This is a genomic window from Nocardioides sp. LML1-1-1.1 (genome assembly GCF_040676175.1).
Classification (GTDB): Bacteria; Actinomycetota; Actinomycetes; order Propionibacteriales; family Nocardioidaceae; genus Nocardioides.
Window position 1 is genome coordinate 560765 of sequence record NZ_JBEGHK010000003.1, and the last position, 16011, is coordinate 576775.

The 16011-nt window shown below is 73.2% G+C and carries 16 protein-coding genes; 1 reads left to right on the forward strand and 15 read right to left on the reverse strand.

Annotated elements, in window-relative coordinates; genetic code table 11:
* Positions 1 to 3 precede the first annotated feature (3 nt).
* The gene (locus tag MRBLML1_RS13870; protein ID WP_364516806.1) at positions 4 to 258 is read right to left on the reverse strand and encodes a hypothetical protein; all 255 of its coding nucleotides are present in this window, start codon (positions 256 to 258) and stop codon (positions 4 to 6) included.
* Positions 259 to 301: 43 nt separating this feature from the next.
* On the opposite strand from MRBLML1_RS13870, the gene MRBLML1_RS13875 reads away from it, so the two are divergent.
* Positions 302 to 1096, forward strand: a complete 795-nt coding sequence (locus MRBLML1_RS13875) for a 2-phosphosulfolactate phosphatase (protein ID WP_364516808.1) — start codon at positions 302 to 304, stop codon at positions 1094 to 1096.
* A gap of 11 nt (positions 1097 to 1107) precedes the next feature.
* Here MRBLML1_RS13875 and MRBLML1_RS13880 read toward each other — a convergent pair whose 3' ends face one another.
* The 14 genes from MRBLML1_RS13880 to metH all read right to left on the reverse strand — a co-directional run bounded on the left by MRBLML1_RS13880 (position 1108) and on the right by metH (position 16009).
* On the reverse strand, positions 1108 to 2718 hold the full coding sequence (locus tag MRBLML1_RS13880) for a DNA polymerase Y family protein (RefSeq protein ID WP_364516810.1): 1611 nt from the start codon (positions 2716 to 2718) through the stop codon (positions 1108 to 1110).
* Positions 2718 to 3326, reverse strand: coding sequence for a hypothetical protein (locus MRBLML1_RS13885; protein ID WP_364516812.1), 609 nt, complete (start codon positions 3324 to 3326; stop codon positions 2718 to 2720). The genes MRBLML1_RS13880 and MRBLML1_RS13885 overlap by 1 nt, the downstream gene beginning before the upstream one ends.
* A gap of 149 nt (positions 3327 to 3475) precedes the next feature.
* The gene (gene der / locus MRBLML1_RS13890; RefSeq protein ID WP_364516814.1) at positions 3476 to 4816 is read right to left on the reverse strand and encodes a ribosome biogenesis GTPase Der; all 1341 of its coding nucleotides are present in this window, start codon (positions 4814 to 4816) and stop codon (positions 3476 to 3478) included.
* Positions 4809 to 5525, reverse strand: coding sequence for a lysophospholipid acyltransferase family protein (locus MRBLML1_RS13895; RefSeq protein WP_364516816.1), 717 nt, complete (start codon positions 5523 to 5525; stop codon positions 4809 to 4811). Before MRBLML1_RS13895 ends, der begins: the two co-directional genes overlap by 8 nt.
* Entirely contained in the window at positions 5522 to 6187 is a 666-nt protein-coding gene (gene cmk / locus MRBLML1_RS13900) for a (d)CMP kinase (RefSeq protein ID WP_364516818.1), read from the reverse strand. The genes MRBLML1_RS13895 and cmk overlap by 4 nt, the downstream gene beginning before the upstream one ends.
* 9 nt (positions 6188 to 6196) lie before the next feature.
* A complete protein-coding gene (locus tag MRBLML1_RS13905; protein ID WP_364516820.1) occupies positions 6197 to 7276 on the reverse strand; it encodes a prephenate dehydrogenase in 1080 nt (359 codons plus the stop codon).
* Between the two features lie 22 nt (positions 7277 to 7298).
* Entirely contained in the window at positions 7299 to 7700 is a 402-nt protein-coding gene (locus MRBLML1_RS13910) for a VOC family protein (protein WP_364516822.1), read from the reverse strand.
* Positions 7693 to 8508 (reverse strand): helix-turn-helix domain-containing protein, encoded by an 816-nt coding sequence (locus MRBLML1_RS13915; protein WP_364516824.1) that lies wholly within the window; start codon positions 8506 to 8508, stop codon positions 7693 to 7695. Before MRBLML1_RS13915 ends, MRBLML1_RS13910 begins: the two co-directional genes overlap by 8 nt.
* Before the next feature lie 15 nt (positions 8509 to 8523).
* Positions 8524 to 9276: a pseudouridine synthase gene (locus tag MRBLML1_RS13920; RefSeq protein ID WP_364516826.1), complete on the reverse strand. Its 753-nt coding sequence runs from the start codon at positions 9274 to 9276 to the stop codon at positions 8524 to 8526.
* Positions 9266 to 9910 (reverse strand): SMC-Scp complex subunit ScpB, encoded by a 645-nt coding sequence (gene scpB, locus MRBLML1_RS13925; RefSeq protein WP_364516828.1) that lies wholly within the window; start codon positions 9908 to 9910, stop codon positions 9266 to 9268. The genes MRBLML1_RS13920 and scpB overlap by 11 nt, the downstream gene beginning before the upstream one ends.
* Positions 9903 to 10751: a segregation and condensation protein A gene (locus tag MRBLML1_RS13930; protein WP_364516831.1), complete on the reverse strand. Its 849-nt coding sequence runs from the start codon at positions 10749 to 10751 to the stop codon at positions 9903 to 9905. Before MRBLML1_RS13930 ends, scpB begins: the two co-directional genes overlap by 8 nt.
* Positions 10744 to 11070 carry a hypothetical protein gene (locus MRBLML1_RS13935; protein WP_364516833.1) on the reverse strand — a complete coding sequence of 109 codons (327 nt, stop codon included), beginning with the start codon at positions 11068 to 11070 and terminating at the stop codon, positions 10744 to 10746. The genes MRBLML1_RS13930 and MRBLML1_RS13935 overlap by 8 nt, the downstream gene beginning before the upstream one ends.
* A complete protein-coding gene (locus MRBLML1_RS13940; protein WP_364516835.1) occupies positions 11055 to 11951 on the reverse strand; it encodes a ParA family protein in 897 nt (298 codons plus the stop codon). The genes MRBLML1_RS13935 and MRBLML1_RS13940 overlap by 16 nt, the downstream gene beginning before the upstream one ends.
* A gap of 284 nt (positions 11952 to 12235) precedes the next feature.
* Positions 12236 to 16009 carry a methionine synthase gene (gene metH / locus MRBLML1_RS13945; RefSeq protein WP_364516837.1) on the reverse strand — a complete coding sequence of 1258 codons (3774 nt, stop codon included), beginning with the start codon at positions 16007 to 16009 and terminating at the stop codon, positions 12236 to 12238.
* Positions 16010 to 16011 lie beyond the last annotated feature (2 nt).

The window sequence follows — 16011 nt, forward strand, 5'->3', positions numbered from 1 at the left end:
GGGTCACGCTAGCCGGTCACGCAACCACGTGGTCGTCCCCGCCGGGAGGCCCTTGAGCTTCGGGCGGGCGTGCAGCGGCGCGACGAGGAGCGCGGTGTCCTCGGGCAGGCTCCACTTCAGCTCGTGGTAGACCGGCGACAGCGGCTGGTCGCTCTCCAGCAGGGCGAGGTCGTCGGCGATGCGGCGGTACTCCGTCCACGGGCCGTCCAGCCGCTCGGGCAGCACGGTGCCGGTCCAGGCGAGGTAGTGGTGAGCCATGGCGGCGCGGTACCCGCTCGTGCCCCTCGCCTACCCTCGAGGCGTGACGATCGCGCCGGCCCACGCCCAGCACGGCAGCCCGATCCGGCTGGAGTGGGGGCCGACGGGCGGTGCCGCCGTCAGCGCCGACGCCGACATCGCGGTGGTCGTCGACGTGCTCTCGTTCACGACCACGCTCTCGATCGCCACCCGGCGCGGCACCCGGGTACACCCGTTCCCGTGGAAGGACGAGCGGGCCCAGGCCCACGCCGACGCACTCGGCGCGGTGCTCGCGGTCGGGCGGTTCGAGGCCCAGCAGCTGGCGGACCCGCCGCCCAGCCTGTCGCCGGCGCAGCTGCTCACCAGCCGGTACGTCGAGCGGCTCGTCCTGCCCTCCCCCAACGGCTCCACGATCTGCGCAGCCCTGCGCCGGGCCAGCCCGGCGCTGACGGTGGTCGGCGCCAGCCTGCGCAACCGCGCGGCGGTCGCCCGCTGGCTGGCTCCGCGGGTGGCTGCGGGGGCACGGGTCGCCGTCGTACCGTCCGGGGAGCGGTGGGCCGACGGCACCCTGCGCCCTGCCGTGGAGGACCTGTGGGGCGCGGGTGCGGTGCTCGACCGGGTCCTCGGCCCCGGGGAGCCGGGAGCGGCCAGTCTCGGGGCGAGCCCGGAGGCGCGACTGGCCGCGGCCGCCTACCGGGAGGTCGCGGAACGGGTCGCCACGGAGCTGCGCGGGTGCGCCAGCGGGCAGGAGCTGGTCGCGGCGGGGTTCGCCGCGGACGTCACCGCCGCGGCGGAGGTGGACGCCGACGACGTCGTGCCGCTGCTCACCGAGGAGGGGTTCGTCGCCGCGGAGGCCTGAGCAGGCTGAGCTCAGTCGTAGGCCGCCTCCACCTCCCAGGTGCCCGGCACCTGCCAGCGCAGCAGCCACGCCCGGCCGTCGACGCCGACCACCTGGAAGCGCGCCGCACGTCCGCCCGCGTCCGGTCCCAGCCACCACCCGTCGTCCACCGGCCACGGCCCGGCCCAGGCCGCCACCGGGTGCCAGCGCCGGCCGACCCGGAACCGCCACGGCTCCCCCGTCACCTGGCCGCGGCTGGTGACCGCGACGTCGACCCCGGCCTCGTCGACCACCTCCGCCTGCGCCGGCACGGCGAAGACCCGGCTCGGCGCCGGCCCCGGGATCCGGCCCGGCCAGGGACGGTCGACCGGGCGCAGCCCGACCGGACGCTCGCCCCAGGGCACCAGGGCCTGCTGGTCCCCCGCGGCACGACCGCCCTGGCGGACGGGGACCCGGACGGCGTCGTAGCCGACCATCGCCTGGACCCGCGCCACCCCGCGCACGACCTGGTCGTCGGCGCCGCCGCCCCACAGCCCGTCGACGTGGGCGGAGGCGGGCTCCACGGTGTCGGGGAGGAAGCGGACCAGGGTCACCGGGGAGGTGATCGCCTCCCCGGACGTCTTGCGGCTGCGCAGCCCCGAGCTCGCCATCCCCGCCTGGAGCTGCCAGTGCACCCGGTCGACGAGGTCACGGGAGGTGAAGCAGCGTGGGTGCAGCCAGGTCCGCGCGGAGACCCCGTCCTCGAACTCCGCCTCGACCCGGACCCCGGTCGCCACCAGCTGCCGGTCGCTGAGCCCCGCCACGAACCGCTCTGCGGTGGTGCGCACGCTGAACGTGACCGCCTCGGCCGAGTCCAGCGGCGGCTCGAAGGAGATCTCGCACGCCAGCTCCGGTGGCGGGGTCCGCGAGGCCAGCCGGGTGACCTCCTCGCCCTGCACCCGGCGCCACACCTCGATGCCGTAGCCGCCGAAGCGGTTGCTCACCGAGGCGCCCGAGAGCGCCGCGAAGTCACCCAGCCGCGCCAGCCCGAGCCGGCGCAGCAGGTCCGCCAGCTCCGCCCCCTCCGGCCCGTCGTCGGCGAGCACGGTGACCGGCAGCCCGCGCAGGAACTCCGCCGAGCCGCCGGCCGGGACGGCCAGGCAGCCCTGCGCTGCGGCCTCGCGGGCGGCCCGCTCGGCGGCGTACAGGTCGTCGGCCACCCCGAACCGGCAGTCCCAGACCCCCGCCTCGACGAGGTGCTCGGCCAGCACCGCGGCGGCGGCCTCCTCGCCACCGACGCCGGGGCGGGCGAAGTAGCGGCCCGGGCCGGGCAGGGCCAGCAGGCCCGGGCGCAGCGGAGCCACGCCGGGGCGCACCTCCTCGACCACGCCGAGCACCGGCTCGAACCAGCGGGCGTCCCGCTCCGGGTTGGCTCTCAGCAGCACCACCTCCGGGCACCGGGCCTGGGCGTCGCGACGCCGCTGGCCGCGACGTACACCCTCGGCCCGGGCCGTGGCGTTGCAGACCGTCACCCGGTTGTTGGCCAGCACCGCCGCCGGGGCAGCCGTGTCCAGCGCCGGCTCGCCCTCACCCCGCTCGTCGGCCAGCTCCATCAGCCCCGCGGTCACCGCCCAGTCCGGGCACCAGACCACCATCGTCCGCATCAGTCGAGCACCACCTCGGTCCGTGCTGGGAGCCGGCCGCCGCCGCGCGCGACCAGCTCCATCCGCCGCTCCCGCAGGAACCCCTGGCCGGCGCCGAGCCCGGACCAGACGCTCTGCTCGGCGCTGAGCCGCACCTCGCACCGCGGCCAGTCGCCCTGGACGACCAGCACCCCGGCCCGGGCGCGCAACCGGGCGTCGAGGATGCTCGCCGACTTCGCATCGACCATGCCCGGTGGTCGCAGCACCACCACCTTGAGCACGTCGACCAGTCCCGCCGTCGCCTCCAGCCAGTGCTCCCCCGGCGCCGGCACCAGGACCGTGCGGGACAGGTCGACGCCCTGCTGGTGGGCCGCCTCGACGCCGAAGTCCTCCCACCCGACGAAGCCGACCCACTCCCCGGCCTGGGAGGCACCGGCGGCCAACGCCATGCCGAGGGTGGCCGAGTCGACGCCGTAGACCCCGCCGGTGCGCAGCCGCACCAGCCCGTCGAACATCGGCAGGGTCGGCACCTCGAGCCGGCTCGGTCCGCCCTGGAGGGCAGAGATCCGCCCACGCAGCTGGTCGACGACCGTGCGGGGGTCGTCGACTTCGAGGGGGCGGACGCTCATGCAGCCATGTTCGAACATTTGTTCGATCGGCGCAAGTGGGAGACGCGGGGCTGTGGAGAACCGTCGCGACGACATCTACCCGGGTGTTGTGGCCTCTACCAGGGTGGTCGACCACCCTGGTAGAGGCATGAACACGTAGTTACAAGCGGCTAGCGCCGGCCGCGCTTCTCCCGCGGCTGGACCTTGATCTCGATCGGCGTGCCGACGAAGCCGAACTCCTCGCGCAGGCGGCGCTCGATGAAGCGCTCGTAGCCCTGGTCGAGCTTGCCGGTGGTGAACAGCTTGAACACCGGCGGGGCCGAGGAGACCTGGCTGCCGAACAGGATGCGCGGCTGCTTGCCGCCGCGGACCGGGTGCGGGTGCTCGGCGACGATGCGGCCCAGGAAGGAGTTGAAGGTGCCGGTGGAGATCCGGGTCTCCCAGCCCTCGATGGCGCGGTTGAGCGCGGGCACGATCCGGTCGATGTGCCAGCCGGTCTTGGCGGTGATGTTGATCCGCGGCGCCCACTGCACCTGCACGAGGTCACGCTCGATCTCGCGGTCCAGGTAGTAACGGCGCTCGGCGTCGACGAGGTCCCACTTGTTGAAGGCGATGACCAGGGCCTTGCCGGCCTCGCGGACCTCCTGCAGGATCCGCATGTCCTGCTCGGCGACCGACTCGTTGCCGGCGAGCACCAGGATGCAGACCTCGGCGCGCTCGATGGCGGTGGAGGTGCGCAGCCAGGCGTAGTACTCGTGGCCCGAGGCCTCCTTGACCCGCTTGCGGATGCCGGCGGTGTCGATGAAGCGCCAGGTCTCCCCGCCCAGCTCGACCAGCTCGTCGACCGGGTCGACGGTGGTGCCGGCGACGTTGTCGACGACGACCCGCTCCTCGCCGGCGAGCTTGTTGAGCAGGGAGGACTTGCCGACGTTCGGGCGGCCGACGATGGCGATCCGGCGCGGGCCGCCCAGCTCGTCGTAGCCCCGCTCGGGAGCGTCGGGCAGCACCGCGAGGACGGCGTCGAGCAGGTCACCGGAACCGCGCCCGTGCAGGGCGGAGACGGTGAAGGGCTCGCCCAGGCCGAGGTTCCACAGCGCGAAGGCCTCGGCCTCGGCGCGCTCGTCGTCGACCTTGTTGGCGGCCAGCACGATCGGCTTGCCCGACTTGCGCAGCACCCGTACGACGGCCTCGTCCGCGTCGGTGATGCCCACCGTCGCGTCGACGACGAAGAGCACCGCGTCGGCCAGGCTGACCGCGACCTCGGCCTGCGCCTTGATCATCTCGGCCATGCCGCGGGCATCGGGGTCCCAGCCGCCGGTGTCGACGACGGTGAACGCGCGACCGGACCACTCCGCGTCGTAGGAGACCCGGTCCCGGGTCACGCCGGGGATGTCCTCCACGACCGCCTCGCGGCGGCCCAGGATGCGGTTGACCAGGGTCGACTTGCCGACGTTGGGCCGGCCGACGACGGCCAGCACCGGGACCACCCCGGTCGGGGCAGCTTCACTCATCACGATCTCCTTGCGGGAGCGGGCCCGGCAGGCTCCGCCCCGTCTCCTCGAGCGCGTCGGCGAGCCCGCTGCGCATGTGCGCGCGCAGGGCGGCCGACGTCAGACGTACATGATCCCTCGTCCGGGGCCAGGACACCGCATCGACGGCCATCGGCTCCCCCACGACGATGTCGATCCGGGCGCCCCTCGGCGGCAGCGAGCTGCTCGTGCCGCCCGGCTCCCGGGTCCCCAGGAACGTCAGCGGTACGACGGGCGCGCCGGTCACCAGTGCCAGGTAGGCCGCCCCGGTGTGGAAGACCTCCAGGTCACCGGCCCCGCGCGAGCCCTCCGGGAAGACGCCGACCGCGTGCCCGTCGCGCAGCACCCGCACCGCGGTCCGCACCGCCCGCGGGTCGGTGTGCAGCCGGTCGAGCGGGATCTGCCCGGCGCGGCGCAGGAAGGCGCCGAGGGGACCCGCGAACATCTCCTCCTTGGTCAGCGCGTGCACCGGCCGGGGGGCAAAGATCGCCATCAGCGGACCGTCCACGAAGCCCACGTGGTTGCCGGCCACGACGGCCGGTCCCGTGGCGGGAAAGCGCTCGGGGTGGTGCACCCGGACGTCGTACCGGCGCCGGATCAGCCAGCGCGACGCGGGTCGGCCACCGACCAGCAGCCGGCGTGCGGGCGCGGGGACGCGGTCGGAGCGCGGAGCCTGGGAGTGAGCGCTCACACGCGCTCCATCACCAGGCCCACCACCAGCTCGATGACCTCGTCCAGGGTGCGGTCGGTGGAGTCGATCTGGGTCGCGCCGTCGACGACCGTCAGCGGGGCGACGGCCCGGCCGGAGTCGATCGCGTCGCGGGCGAGCAGGGAGGCCTCCGTGGCGGCGACGTCGTCGGCACCGTTCTCCAGCGCGCGGCGGGCGGCACGGGCGGCGGGGTCGGCGGTGAGGTAGACCTTCACCTCGGCGTCGGGGCAGACCACCGAGCCGATGTCACGGCCCTCGACGACGATCCCGCCGTCGCCGACGATCGCGCGCTGCAGGTCGACCAGCCGGGTGCGGACCTCGGGCACGGCGCTCACGGGCGAGACCGCGCCGTTGACCTCGTCGGAGCGGATCTCGACGGAGACGTCGGTGCCGTCGACGGTGATCGTCGGGCCGAGCGGGTCGGTGCCGGAGACGATGTCCGGCTCACCGGCGCGGGCCGCGACCGCGGCCGCGTCCTGCACGTCGACGCCCTCGCGCAGCATCCACCAGGTGATCGCGCGGTACTGCGCCCCGGTGTCGAGGTAGCGCAGGCCGAGCCGGTCGGCCACCGCCCGGCAGGTGCTCGACTTGCCGGAACCGGAGGTCCCGTCGACGGCCACGACCACGTTCTGCTGCGCACTCACGGCCGCAGACTACCGGTGGGTAGTCCACCCCTTCGACTCCAGTGCGCCCCGGAGCTCCTCCGCGCGGGACGCGACGACGTCGAGCTCGACCTGTCCGACCGGCCGGCCGGGGTCGTGGTCGATGCGCACGTCCTCGATGTTGACACCGCTGGCACCGGCGTCGGCGAAGAGCCGGGCGAGCCCGCCCGGGGTGTCCGGTACGGCGACCCGGACCGCCTCCATCGGCTGCGGCGCCACGCCGTGCTTGCCCGGGATGGCCCGGGTCCCGGCCTGGCCGTAGCCCAGGAGCGACTCCAGCCCGGCACGGTCCCCGTCGGCGACGGCCTCGAGGACCAGGTCCAGGCGGGCGCGGACCTCGGTGAGCAGGTCCGCCACGGCGGTGGCGTTGCCGCCGATGATCTGGCTGTAGAGCCGCGGGTCTCCCCCGGCGACACGGGTCACGTCGCGCACGCCGGTGCCGGAGAGCGCCAGGTGCTCGGGCGGCGCGGCCGCGAGCGTGCCGGCGACGAGGGCGGCCATCAGGTGCGGCACGTGCGAGGTCCGGGCGACCGCGCGGTCGTGCTCGCCGGGGCTGAGCAGCACCGGCACCGCGCCACAGAGCCGGACCAGGGCCTCCACGACCCGGGTCGACCCGGTGCTGGCGGCAGGGCCGGGCGTGATCGCCCACGGGCGGCCGTCGAACAGGCTGTCGCTCGCCGAGAGCGGGCCGGAGTGCTGCGTGCCGGCCATGGGGTGGCTGCCGACGTACCGGGCGGCGGCGGGGTGGTCGTGCACCGCGGCCAGGGGCAGCTCCTTGACGCTGCCGACGTCGGTCACCACGGTGTCCGGGCCGGCGCTGTCGAGGGCGGCGCGGATGGCGGCGCCGAGCGCGTCCGGCGGCACGGCCACCACGACCAGCTGCGGCACGTCGTGCGGCTCGCGCGGACGGCCGGCACCCAACCCGGAGGCGGTGCGCACGTGGTCGGGCGCGCTGTCGGTGAGCAGGACGTCGAGCCCGGCGCGGCGGCAGGCCAGCGCGATCGACGTACCGATCAGGCCGGTGCCGACGACCTCGACCGGGCCGACGAGCGTGGCGGAGGACTCGGACACGCCCGCAAGGCTAGGCCACGCGCTACGACGTCGGCTCCGCGCCCGGCTGGTAGGACCCGAACGACCAGTGGTTGCCCTCGGGGTCGCGCACGCTGCCGCCGCGACCGCCGTAGTCCTGCTCGACCATCGGGCGTTCCACGCTGGCGCCGGCGGCCACCGCCGCGCCGAAGACCGCGTCCGGGTCGTCGGTGACCAGGTACGTCGCGCCCGACCCAGCCGGCTGCAACGGGCTGTCGGAGCGCACCGCGCCCCACATCACGCCGCCACCGGCGGGCCACAGCCACTCGGCGTGGACGACCGTGCCGCCGTCGTCGCGGTAGGTCGCGTGCTCGGTGAACCCGATCGCCCGCAACCAGGCGGACATCGCGTCGGTGTCGGAGAACTGGAGGGCCGGCCAGAGCCGGACGGTGGCTGCGTCAGTCATGCCCCGATCCTGCTCCCCCGGGCCGGTCCGGGTCTTGAAGGAACGGGAACTCCTCACGCAGCCAGGTCGTCGGCGAGCAGCCCGCGAGAGTGGTCCACTCGCGGGTCAGGTGGGCCTGGTCGGCGTACCCGCACCGCGCGGCGACCTCGGCGAGCGGGCGTCGGCCGAGCAGGCCGCGGGCCGCCTCCAGGCGGGCGATCCGCTGGTAGGCCTTCGGCGTGACGCCGCACTCCTCGCGGACCAGGCTGCCGAGCCGGCGACGGCTGTAGCCCACCTCCGCGGCGGCCGCCTCGACCCGGGTGCCGCTGGTCAGCAGGGACAGCGCGTGCGCGACCTCGGCCCGGGGAGCCGGGTCGCCGGCCCGAGCGGCCAGCGCGGCGAGGGTGCGGTCGACGAGCGCGACCCGCCCCGCCCACGACGGTACGGAGTGCAGGCGCTCGGGCAGCTCGCGCAGCGCCCTCGGCACCTCCGCCTCGTCGAGGTCGGTCAGCGCACCGGACAGGGCGGCCGCCGGACGACCGAGCAGCACCCGCGCACCTTCCAACGTCAGCGCCAGCTGCACCCCGCGCTGGGTGCCGTCGTGGTGGATCTCGGCCGGCTCGGTGTGCAGCCCCGACAGCGATGCCCAGGCCGCGTGCAGGCTCGCCGGGCGCCCCGCCCAGGAGACCCGCAGCGGGTCGTCGAGCGGCAGCACGAAGGTCAGCGTCGTCGACGGCAGCCCGCGGTGCGTCCCGGCGGCGCCGAAGTCGACGTCGTACGGGATCCGTGCGGCGACGTAGCGGCGCAGGGCCGGCGGGACGGGCACCATGGCGCCACGGTAGGCCTAGAGGCCGACGAGCTCCAGCAGCTGGCCGAGCTCGTCGTCGCTGAGCTCACGGATCTTCCCGCCGCTGAGCGTGCCGAGCTCGATCGGCCCGAACCGGGTGCGGCTGAGCTGGCGCACCGGGTGGCCGACGTGGTCGAGCAGCCGGCGCACGATCCGGTTGCGGCCCTCGTGGATGACCAGCTCGATGATCGACTTGTCGGCGGCCGTGGCGAGCACCCGCGCGCGGCGTACCTCCACCGGGCCGTCGTCGAGGGTGACCCCGGCGAGCAGGTCGGCCACGGTGCCCTTGGCGAGCCGGCCGGCGACCTCGGCGACGTAGGTCTTCTCCACCTCGAACGACGGGTGCGCCATGCGGTGGGCGAACTCACCGTCGTTCGTCAGCAGCAGCAGGCCGGAGGTGTCGGTGTCGAGGCGCCCCACGTGGAAGAGCCGCTCCGGGCGGTCGGCCACCAGGTCGCCCAACGAGCGCCGTCCCTCCGGGTCGGACATCGTCGACACCACGCCGCGCGGCTTGTTGAGCACCAGGTAGACGTGCTCGGAGACCGGCGGCAGCCGCTTGCCCGACACCTTGATGACCGCGGTGCGCGGGTCGACCTTGGTGCCGAGCCGGGTGACGACCTCGCCGTCGACCTCGACCTCGCCGTCGAGCATCAGCTCCTCGCAACGGCGCCGCGAGGCGACCCCGGCCTGCGCGAGCAGCTTCTGCAGCCGGATCTGGCCGTCCTCGTCGAGACTGACCTCACGCGTCATCGCCGGCCTCCTCGGGCTCGGTCGGCTCGTCGAGGACGGTGGGCGACAGCTCCTCCTCGACCTCGGCGAGGTCGGGCAGGTGCGGCGCCAGCTCCGGCAGCTCGTCGAGGGAGACGATGCCGATCCGCTCCAGGAAGTACGACGACGTGCGGTAGAGCGTCGCGCCGTGCTCCCCGTCCTGGCCGGCCTCCTCGACCAACCCCCGGTTGAGCAGGGTGCGCATCACGCCGTCGACGTTGACGCCGCGCACCGCGGAGACCCGGGCGCGCGAGACGGGCTGCTGGTAGGCCACCACCGCGAGGGTCTCCAGCGCCGCCTGGGTGAGCCGCGCCTGCTGGCCCTCCAGCACGAAGCCCTCGACGACCGGGGCGTACTCGTCGCGGGTGTAGAACCGCCAGCCCCCGGCGACGTTGCGCAGCTCGAAGCCGCGGCCCTGCTCGTCGTACTCGGCGGCGAGGGCGGTGAGCGCCTCGGCCACCTCCGGCGCCGGGTAGCCGACGGCGGTGGCGAGCGCGAGCTGGTCGAGCGGCTGGTCGGCGACCATCAGCACCGCCTCCAGCGACGGCCGCAGCGCGGCGACCGGCACCGGGAGGGCCTCCTCGGTAGGCCCGGTCGGCCCGGTCGGCTCAGTCATCGTTGGTCTCCTCCGGGGGCGGGACCGCCCCGTCGAACTCGTCGGTGATCAGGTCCTCCACGTCGGTCGCCTCGTCGCCCGTCCAGCGCACCGTCAGCTCTCCGAGCGGTGTCATCTGGTCGAAGGCGACCGCCCCCTCCCGGAACAGCTCCAGCAGGGAGAGGAAGCGGGCGACCGTCGTGAGCGTGTCGGGCGAGTCGCCGCACAGCGCCCGGAAGGTCATCGTGCCACTGCGTCGCAGCCGGTCGACCACGATGGCGGCCTGCTCGCGCACGCTCACGGTCGGGGCGTGGATGTGGTGGAGGGTCAGCTCCAGCTCGGGCTCGGGCTCCATCGCCTTCGCGGCGAGCGCCGCGAACTGCTCCAGGCCGATCCCGATCAGCACCTCCGGCAGCAGTCCGGCGAAGCGCTCCTCCAGGCCCACCGAGCGAGGGAAGCGCTTGGCCTCGGCCTGCAGCCGTACGTCGAGCACGGCCGCTACCTGCTTGTAGGCCTTGTACTGCAGCAGCCGGGCGAAGAGCAGGTCGCGCGCCTCCAGCAGCGCCAGGTCCTCCTCGTCCTCGACGTCGCCCTGCGGCAGCAGCCGCGCGGCCTTGAGGTCGAGCAGGGTCGAGGCGACGAGCAGGAAGGAGGTGGTCTCCTCCAGGTCGGCGTCGGGGAGGTTCTTGACGTGCTCGATGAACTCGACGGTGACCTTCGACAGGGCGATCTCGGTGACGTCCAGCTTGTGCTTGGAGATCAGGCTGAGCAGCAGGTCGAAGGGACCCTCGAAGTTCGCGAGCCGGACCGCGAAGCCGCCGGTGGACTGCTCCACCGGCACCTCCGCGGCGTCCTCACTCACGCAGGCGCCTGACGAGAGGCGAGTCCTCTCCGCCCGACTCCAGGTCGGCCAGGACCAGGTGCAGCGCCTCGCGGACGAGGCGGCCGCGGTCCACGGCCAGGCCGTGCTCGCCGCGCAGCGTCAGGCGGGCCCGCTCCAGGTCCATCAGCTCCTGGGAGGTGATGTAGACGGTGATCTTCTCGTCGTGCCGGACCCGTCCGCTGGGTCCCTTCTGCGGCTCCTCCTGGGCGGGAGGGTCCGGGACGGCACGGACGGCGGGCTGGTCGGTGGTGGCGCGGAACAGGTCGTCCGCGGCCGGCAGGCTCACACGTCGAGGCACCGCTGCGCCACCTCCTTCGCGAGCTGGCGGTACGCCTCCGCCCCGCTCGACCCGGTCGCGTACGACGTGATCGGCTCACCCGCCACGGTCGAGTCGGAGAACTTCACCGTGCGCCGGATGACGGTGTGGAAGACCGTGTCGCCCCAGGCCTGCACCAGGCGCTCGAGCACCTCGCGACCGTGCAGCGTGCGGCCGTCGTACATCGTGCCGAGGACGCCGTCGACCTCCAGGCCCGGGTTGAGCCGCTGCTTGACCTTGTCGATCGTCGCCTTGAGCAGGGCGACGCCGCGCAGCGCGAAGTACTCGCACTCCAGGGGCACGATCACGCCGTGCGAGGCGGTGAGCGCGTTGACCGTCAGCAGGCCGAGCGAGGGCTGGCAGTCGATGAGGATGACGTCGTACTCGGCGACGGCCGGTGCGAGCACCCGCTGGAGGGTCTGCTCGCGGGCGACCTCGTGGACCAGCTGCACCTCGGCGGCGGACAGGTCGATGTTCGAGGGCAGCAGGTCCATGCCGGGCACGCCGGAGGGCACGACGACCTCGTCGAGCGTGGTCTCCGGGTCCATCAGCAGGTTGTAGATCGTCATGTCCATGTCGTGGGGGTTCATCCCCAGGCCGACGGACAGCGAGCCCTGCGGGTCGAAGTCGACGAGCAGCACCTTGCGGCCGAACTCGGCGAGCGCGGCACCCAGGTTGATCGTCGTCGTGGTCTTGCCGACGCCGCCCTTCTGGTTGCACATCGAGATCACCCGGGCCTGCCCGTGGGCCGTGACCGGGCGCGGGTCGGGCAGGACCGGCATCGGCCGCCCGGTCGGGCCGAGCTCGGCGTCGCCCACGGCGACCGTGGCCGGCGCCTCGGGCGTCGGGAACTGCAGCGTCATGGCATCCTCCGTGCCGAGTGGCACCTCGTCGCCTGCCGTCCGCGGAGGCGCCGGGATGGGCGCGCGCGGCGGCATGTCGGGTGCACTGGAGCTTGCGTAGGTACCGACCATCGCCCTCACCTCTGTCGTGGAGTGGTTGCGGGCTCCTTCCCCAGAGCCCGGGACCTGTCCATCCAACAATGTCGACACGGCGACATTCGGGAGGCGCGCCGGGCAGGCCCCGGAAGTGCCGAGGACCCCGGCGCCGTGCGGGGCCGGGGTCCTCGGGTGGTCGTGCGTGCCGATCAGTCGTCCGGGTCGTAGCCGAGGTTCGGGGAGAGCCACTTCTCGGTCTCCGTGACCGACCAGCCCTTCCGGGCGGCGTAGTCCTCGATCTGGTCGCGGCCGAGCCGGCCGACCACGAAGTACTGCGCCTCCGGGTGGCTGTAGTAGATGCCCGAGACCGAGGCGCCCGGCCACATCGCCATCGACTCGGTGAGCTCGATGCCGGTGTTGGCCTGCACGTCCAGGAGGTCCCAGATCGTGAGCTTCTCGGTGTGGTCGGGGCAGGCGGGGTAGCCGGGCGCGGGGCGGATGCCGGTGTACTTCTCGGCGATCAGGTCCTCGTTGCTCAGCTGCTCCTCCGGCACGTGCGCCCAGAACTCGGTGCGCACCCGCTGGTGCAGGCGCTCCGCGAACGCCTCGGCGAGCCGGTCGGCCAGGGCCTCCAGCAGGATCGCCGAGTAGTCGTCGAGCTCCTCCTTGAAGGCCATGATCCGCTCGGTCGTGCCGATCCCGGCCGTCAGCGCGAAGGCTCCCACCCAGTCGCCGCCGCCGGACAGGTCGCTCCCGATCGGGGCGACGTAGTCGGCCAGCGAGCGGTTGGGCACGCCCTCACGGTGCTGGCCCTGCTGGCGCAGCTGGTGCAGGGTCGCCCGTACGGCGCCACGGGACTCGTCCTCGTAGACCACGACGTCCTCGCCCGTGCTCGCCGCCGGGAACAGCCCGTAGACGCCGTTGGCGGTCAGCCAGCCCTCCTCGACCAGTCGGTCGAGCATGACCTGCGCGTCGTCGTAGAGCTTGCGGGCGGCCTCGCCGTGCGTCGGGCTGTTGAGGATGTCGGGGAACTTGCCCTTCATCTCCCAGGCGTTGAAGAACGGCTGCCAGTCGATGTAGTCCCGCAGCTCCGTCAGGTCGTAGCCCGACAGCACGTGCACGCCGGGCGACTTGGGCTGCGGCGGGGTGTAGCCGTCCCAGCTGATCGGCGACTTGTTGTCCTGCGCGTCGGCGAAGGACAGCTGCGGGCGCTCGGACTTCTGCGAGTGCCGCGCGCGTAGCGAGTCGTAGTCGGCCTGGGTGGCCTCCATCAGCGCTGGGCGCTGGCGCTCGTCGAGCAGGGCGGCAGCGGTCGGCACCGAGCGGGAGGCGTCCTTGACCCAGACCACCGGGCCGTCGTACTTGCGGTCGATCTTGACGGCCGTGTGGGCGCGCGAGGTGGTCGCGCCGCCGATCAGCAGCGGGATCTGGAGACCGTTGCGCTGCATCTCGGTCGCGAAGCCGACCATCTCGTCGAGGCTCGGCGTGATCAGGCCGGAGAGGCCGATGATGTCGGCGCCGACCTCGGCCGCCTTGTCGAGGATCTTCTGGGCCGGGACCATCACGCCCATGTCGATGACCTCGTAGTTGTTGCACGAGAGCACCACGCCGACGATGTTCTTGCCGATGTCGTGGACGTCGCCCTTGACGGTGGCGAGCACGATCGTGCCGTTGGTGTCCTTGGCGCCGGCCAGCTCGGGGTTGGCGGCCTTCTCCTCCTCGATGAAGGGGATCAGGTAGGCCACCGCCTTCTTCATCACGCGGGCGGACTTCACGACCTGCGGCAGGAACATCTTGCCGGCGCCGAAGAGGTCGCCGACGACGTTCATGCCGTCCATCAGCGGGCCCTCGATGACCTCGATCGGCCGGCCGCCGCGGGCCGCGATCTCCTGGCGCAGCTCCTCGGTGTCGCCCTCGACGAAGCCGTCGATGCCCTTGACCAGGGCGTGCGTGATCCGCTCGCCGACAGGCAGCGAGCGCCACTCCTCGGCGGCCGCCTCGACGACCTCGCCGGTCCCGCGGTGCGCCTCGGCCAGCTCGAGCAGCCGCTCGGTCGCGGCGAGCGAGTCGTCGGTGCGGTTGAGGACGACGTCCTCGATCGCGTCGCGCAGGGCCGGGTCGATGGTGTCGTAGGGCACCAGGGCGCCGGCGTTGACGATGCCCATGTCGAGCCCCGCCTCGATGGCGTGGAAGAGGAAGACCGCGTGGATCGCCTCGCGCACCGCGTTGTTGCCGCGGAAGCTGAAGGAGACGTTGGAGATGCCGCCGGAGACCTTCGCACCGGGCAGGTTCTGCTTGATCCAGCGGGTGCCCTCGATGAAGTCCACGCCGTACGTCGCGTGCTCCTCGATGCCGGTCGCGACCGCGAACACGTTCGGGTCGAAGATGATGTCCTCGGCCGGGAAGCCGACCTGGTCAACCAGCACCCGGTAGGCGCGCTCGCAGATCGCCTTGCGGCGCTCGAGGTTGTCGGCCTGGCCGTCCTCGTCGAAGGCCATCACGACCGCGGCGGCGCCGTACTTCTTGCACAGCCGGGCCTGGGCGACGAACTTCTCCTCGCCCTCCTTGAGCGAGATCGAGTTCACGATCGGCTTGCCCTGCACGCAGCGCAGCCCGGCCTCGATGACCTCCCACTTGGAGGAGTCGATCATCAGCGGGACCCGGCTGATGTCGGGCTCGCTGGCGATCAGCTTGACGAAGCGGTCCATCGCGGCGACGCCGTCGATCATGCCCTCGTCCATGTTGATGTCGATGACCTGGGCGCCGGCCTCGACCTGCTGCGCGGCCACGGACAGCGCGGTGTCGTAGTCGCCGTCCTTGATCAGGTTGCGGAAGCGCGCGGAGCCGGTGATGTTGGTGCGCTCGCCGACGTTGACGAACAGGGAGTCGTCGGTGATCGTGAACGGCTCCAGGCCGGACAGGCGCATCGCCGGCTCGACGCCGACGGCCTCGCGGACCGCGCGGCCCTCCATCTGCCTCGCGATCTCGGCGATGTGCGCGGGGGTGGTGCCGCAGCAGCCGCCGACGATGTTGAGGAAGCCGGCCTCGGCGAACTCCACGAGCACCGCGGCGGTGTCGGTGGGCGCCTCGTCGTACTCACCGAAGGCGTTGGGCAGCCCCGCGTTGGGGTACGCCGAGACGAACGAGTCCGCGAGCCGCGACAGCTCGGCCACGTAGGGCCGCATCTCCTTCGCGCCGAGCGCGCAGTTGAGACCGACGGCGAGCGGCCGGGCGTGGCGCACCGAGTCCCAGAACGCCTCGGTGACCTGGCCGGACAGCGTGCGGCCGGACGCGTCGGTGATCGTGCCGGAGATGACCACCGGCCAGCGCCGGGCGGCCTCCTCGAAGAGGGTCTCGACGGCGAAGATCGCGGCCTTGGCGTTGAGGGTGTCGAAGATGGTCTCGATGAAGAGCAGGTCCGAGCCGCCGTCGACCAGGCCGCGGGCGGCGTCGAGGTAGGCGTCGACCAGCTGCTCGTAGGACACGTTGCGCGCACCCGGGTCGTTGACGTCGGGGCTGATGCTCGCGGTGCGGGTCGTGGGACCGAGTGCGCCGGCGACGTAGCGCGGGCGACCGGTCTCGGCCGCGACCTCGTCGGCGACCCGGCGGGCCAGCCGCGCGGACTCGAGGTTGAGCTCGTAGGAGAGCTCCTCCATCCCGTAGTCGGACAGCGAGACCGAGTTGGAGTTGAACGTGTTGGTCTCGATGATGTCGGCGCCGGCCTCGAGGTACTCCCGGTGGATGCCGCCGATGATGTCGGGCTGGGTGACCGAGAGCAGGTCGTTGTTGCCGATCAGGTCGCTCGGCCACTCCTCACGGCTGGCGAAGCGCTCGCCGCGGTAGCCGGCCTCGTCGGGGCGGTCACGCTGGATGGCGGTGCCCATCGCACCGTCGAGGATCACGATCCGCTCGCGGAGCAGCGCGGTGAGCTCGTCGGTGGCATCGGGCCGCCATGCGGCGTCCTGCGACCTGTCCAGAGCCATCA

What these genes read in the sequence shown, in the direction of transcription:
- MRBLML1_RS13910 (WP_364516822.1), bottom strand. Translation starts at nt 7,700, where the DNA reads ATGACTGACGCAGCCACCGTCCGGCTCTGGCCGGCCCTCCAGTTCTCC.
- scpB (WP_364516828.1), bottom strand. Translation starts at nt 9,910, where the DNA reads ATGACTGAGCCGACCGGGCCGACCGGGCCTACCGAGGAGGCCCTCCCG.
- MRBLML1_RS13885 (WP_364516812.1), bottom strand. Translation starts at nt 3,326, where the DNA reads ATGAGCGTCCGCCCCCTCGAAGTCGACGACCCCCGCACGGTCGTCGAC.
- MRBLML1_RS13870 (WP_364516806.1), bottom strand. Translation starts at nt 258, where the DNA reads ATGGCTCACCACTACCTCGCCTGGACCGGCACCGTGCTGCCCGAGCGG.
- MRBLML1_RS13880 (WP_364516810.1), bottom strand. Translation starts at nt 2,718, where the DNA reads ATGCGGACGATGGTGGTCTGGTGCCCGGACTGGGCGGTGACCGCGGGG.
- MRBLML1_RS13915 (WP_364516824.1), bottom strand. Translation starts at nt 8,508, where the DNA reads ATGGTGCCCGTCCCGCCGGCCCTGCGCCGCTACGTCGCCGCACGGATC.
- MRBLML1_RS13920 (WP_364516826.1), bottom strand. Translation starts at nt 9,276, where the DNA reads ATGACGCGTGAGGTCAGTCTCGACGAGGACGGCCAGATCCGGCTGCAG.
- metH (WP_364516837.1), bottom strand. Translation starts at nt 16,009, where the DNA reads ATGGCTCTGGACAGGTCGCAGGACGCCGCATGGCGGCCCGATGCCACC.
- MRBLML1_RS13940 (WP_364516835.1), bottom strand. Translation starts at nt 11,951, where the DNA reads ATGACGCTGCAGTTCCCGACGCCCGAGGCGCCGGCCACGGTCGCCGTG.
- der (WP_364516814.1), bottom strand. Translation starts at nt 4,816, where the DNA reads ATGAGTGAAGCTGCCCCGACCGGGGTGGTCCCGGTGCTGGCCGTCGTC.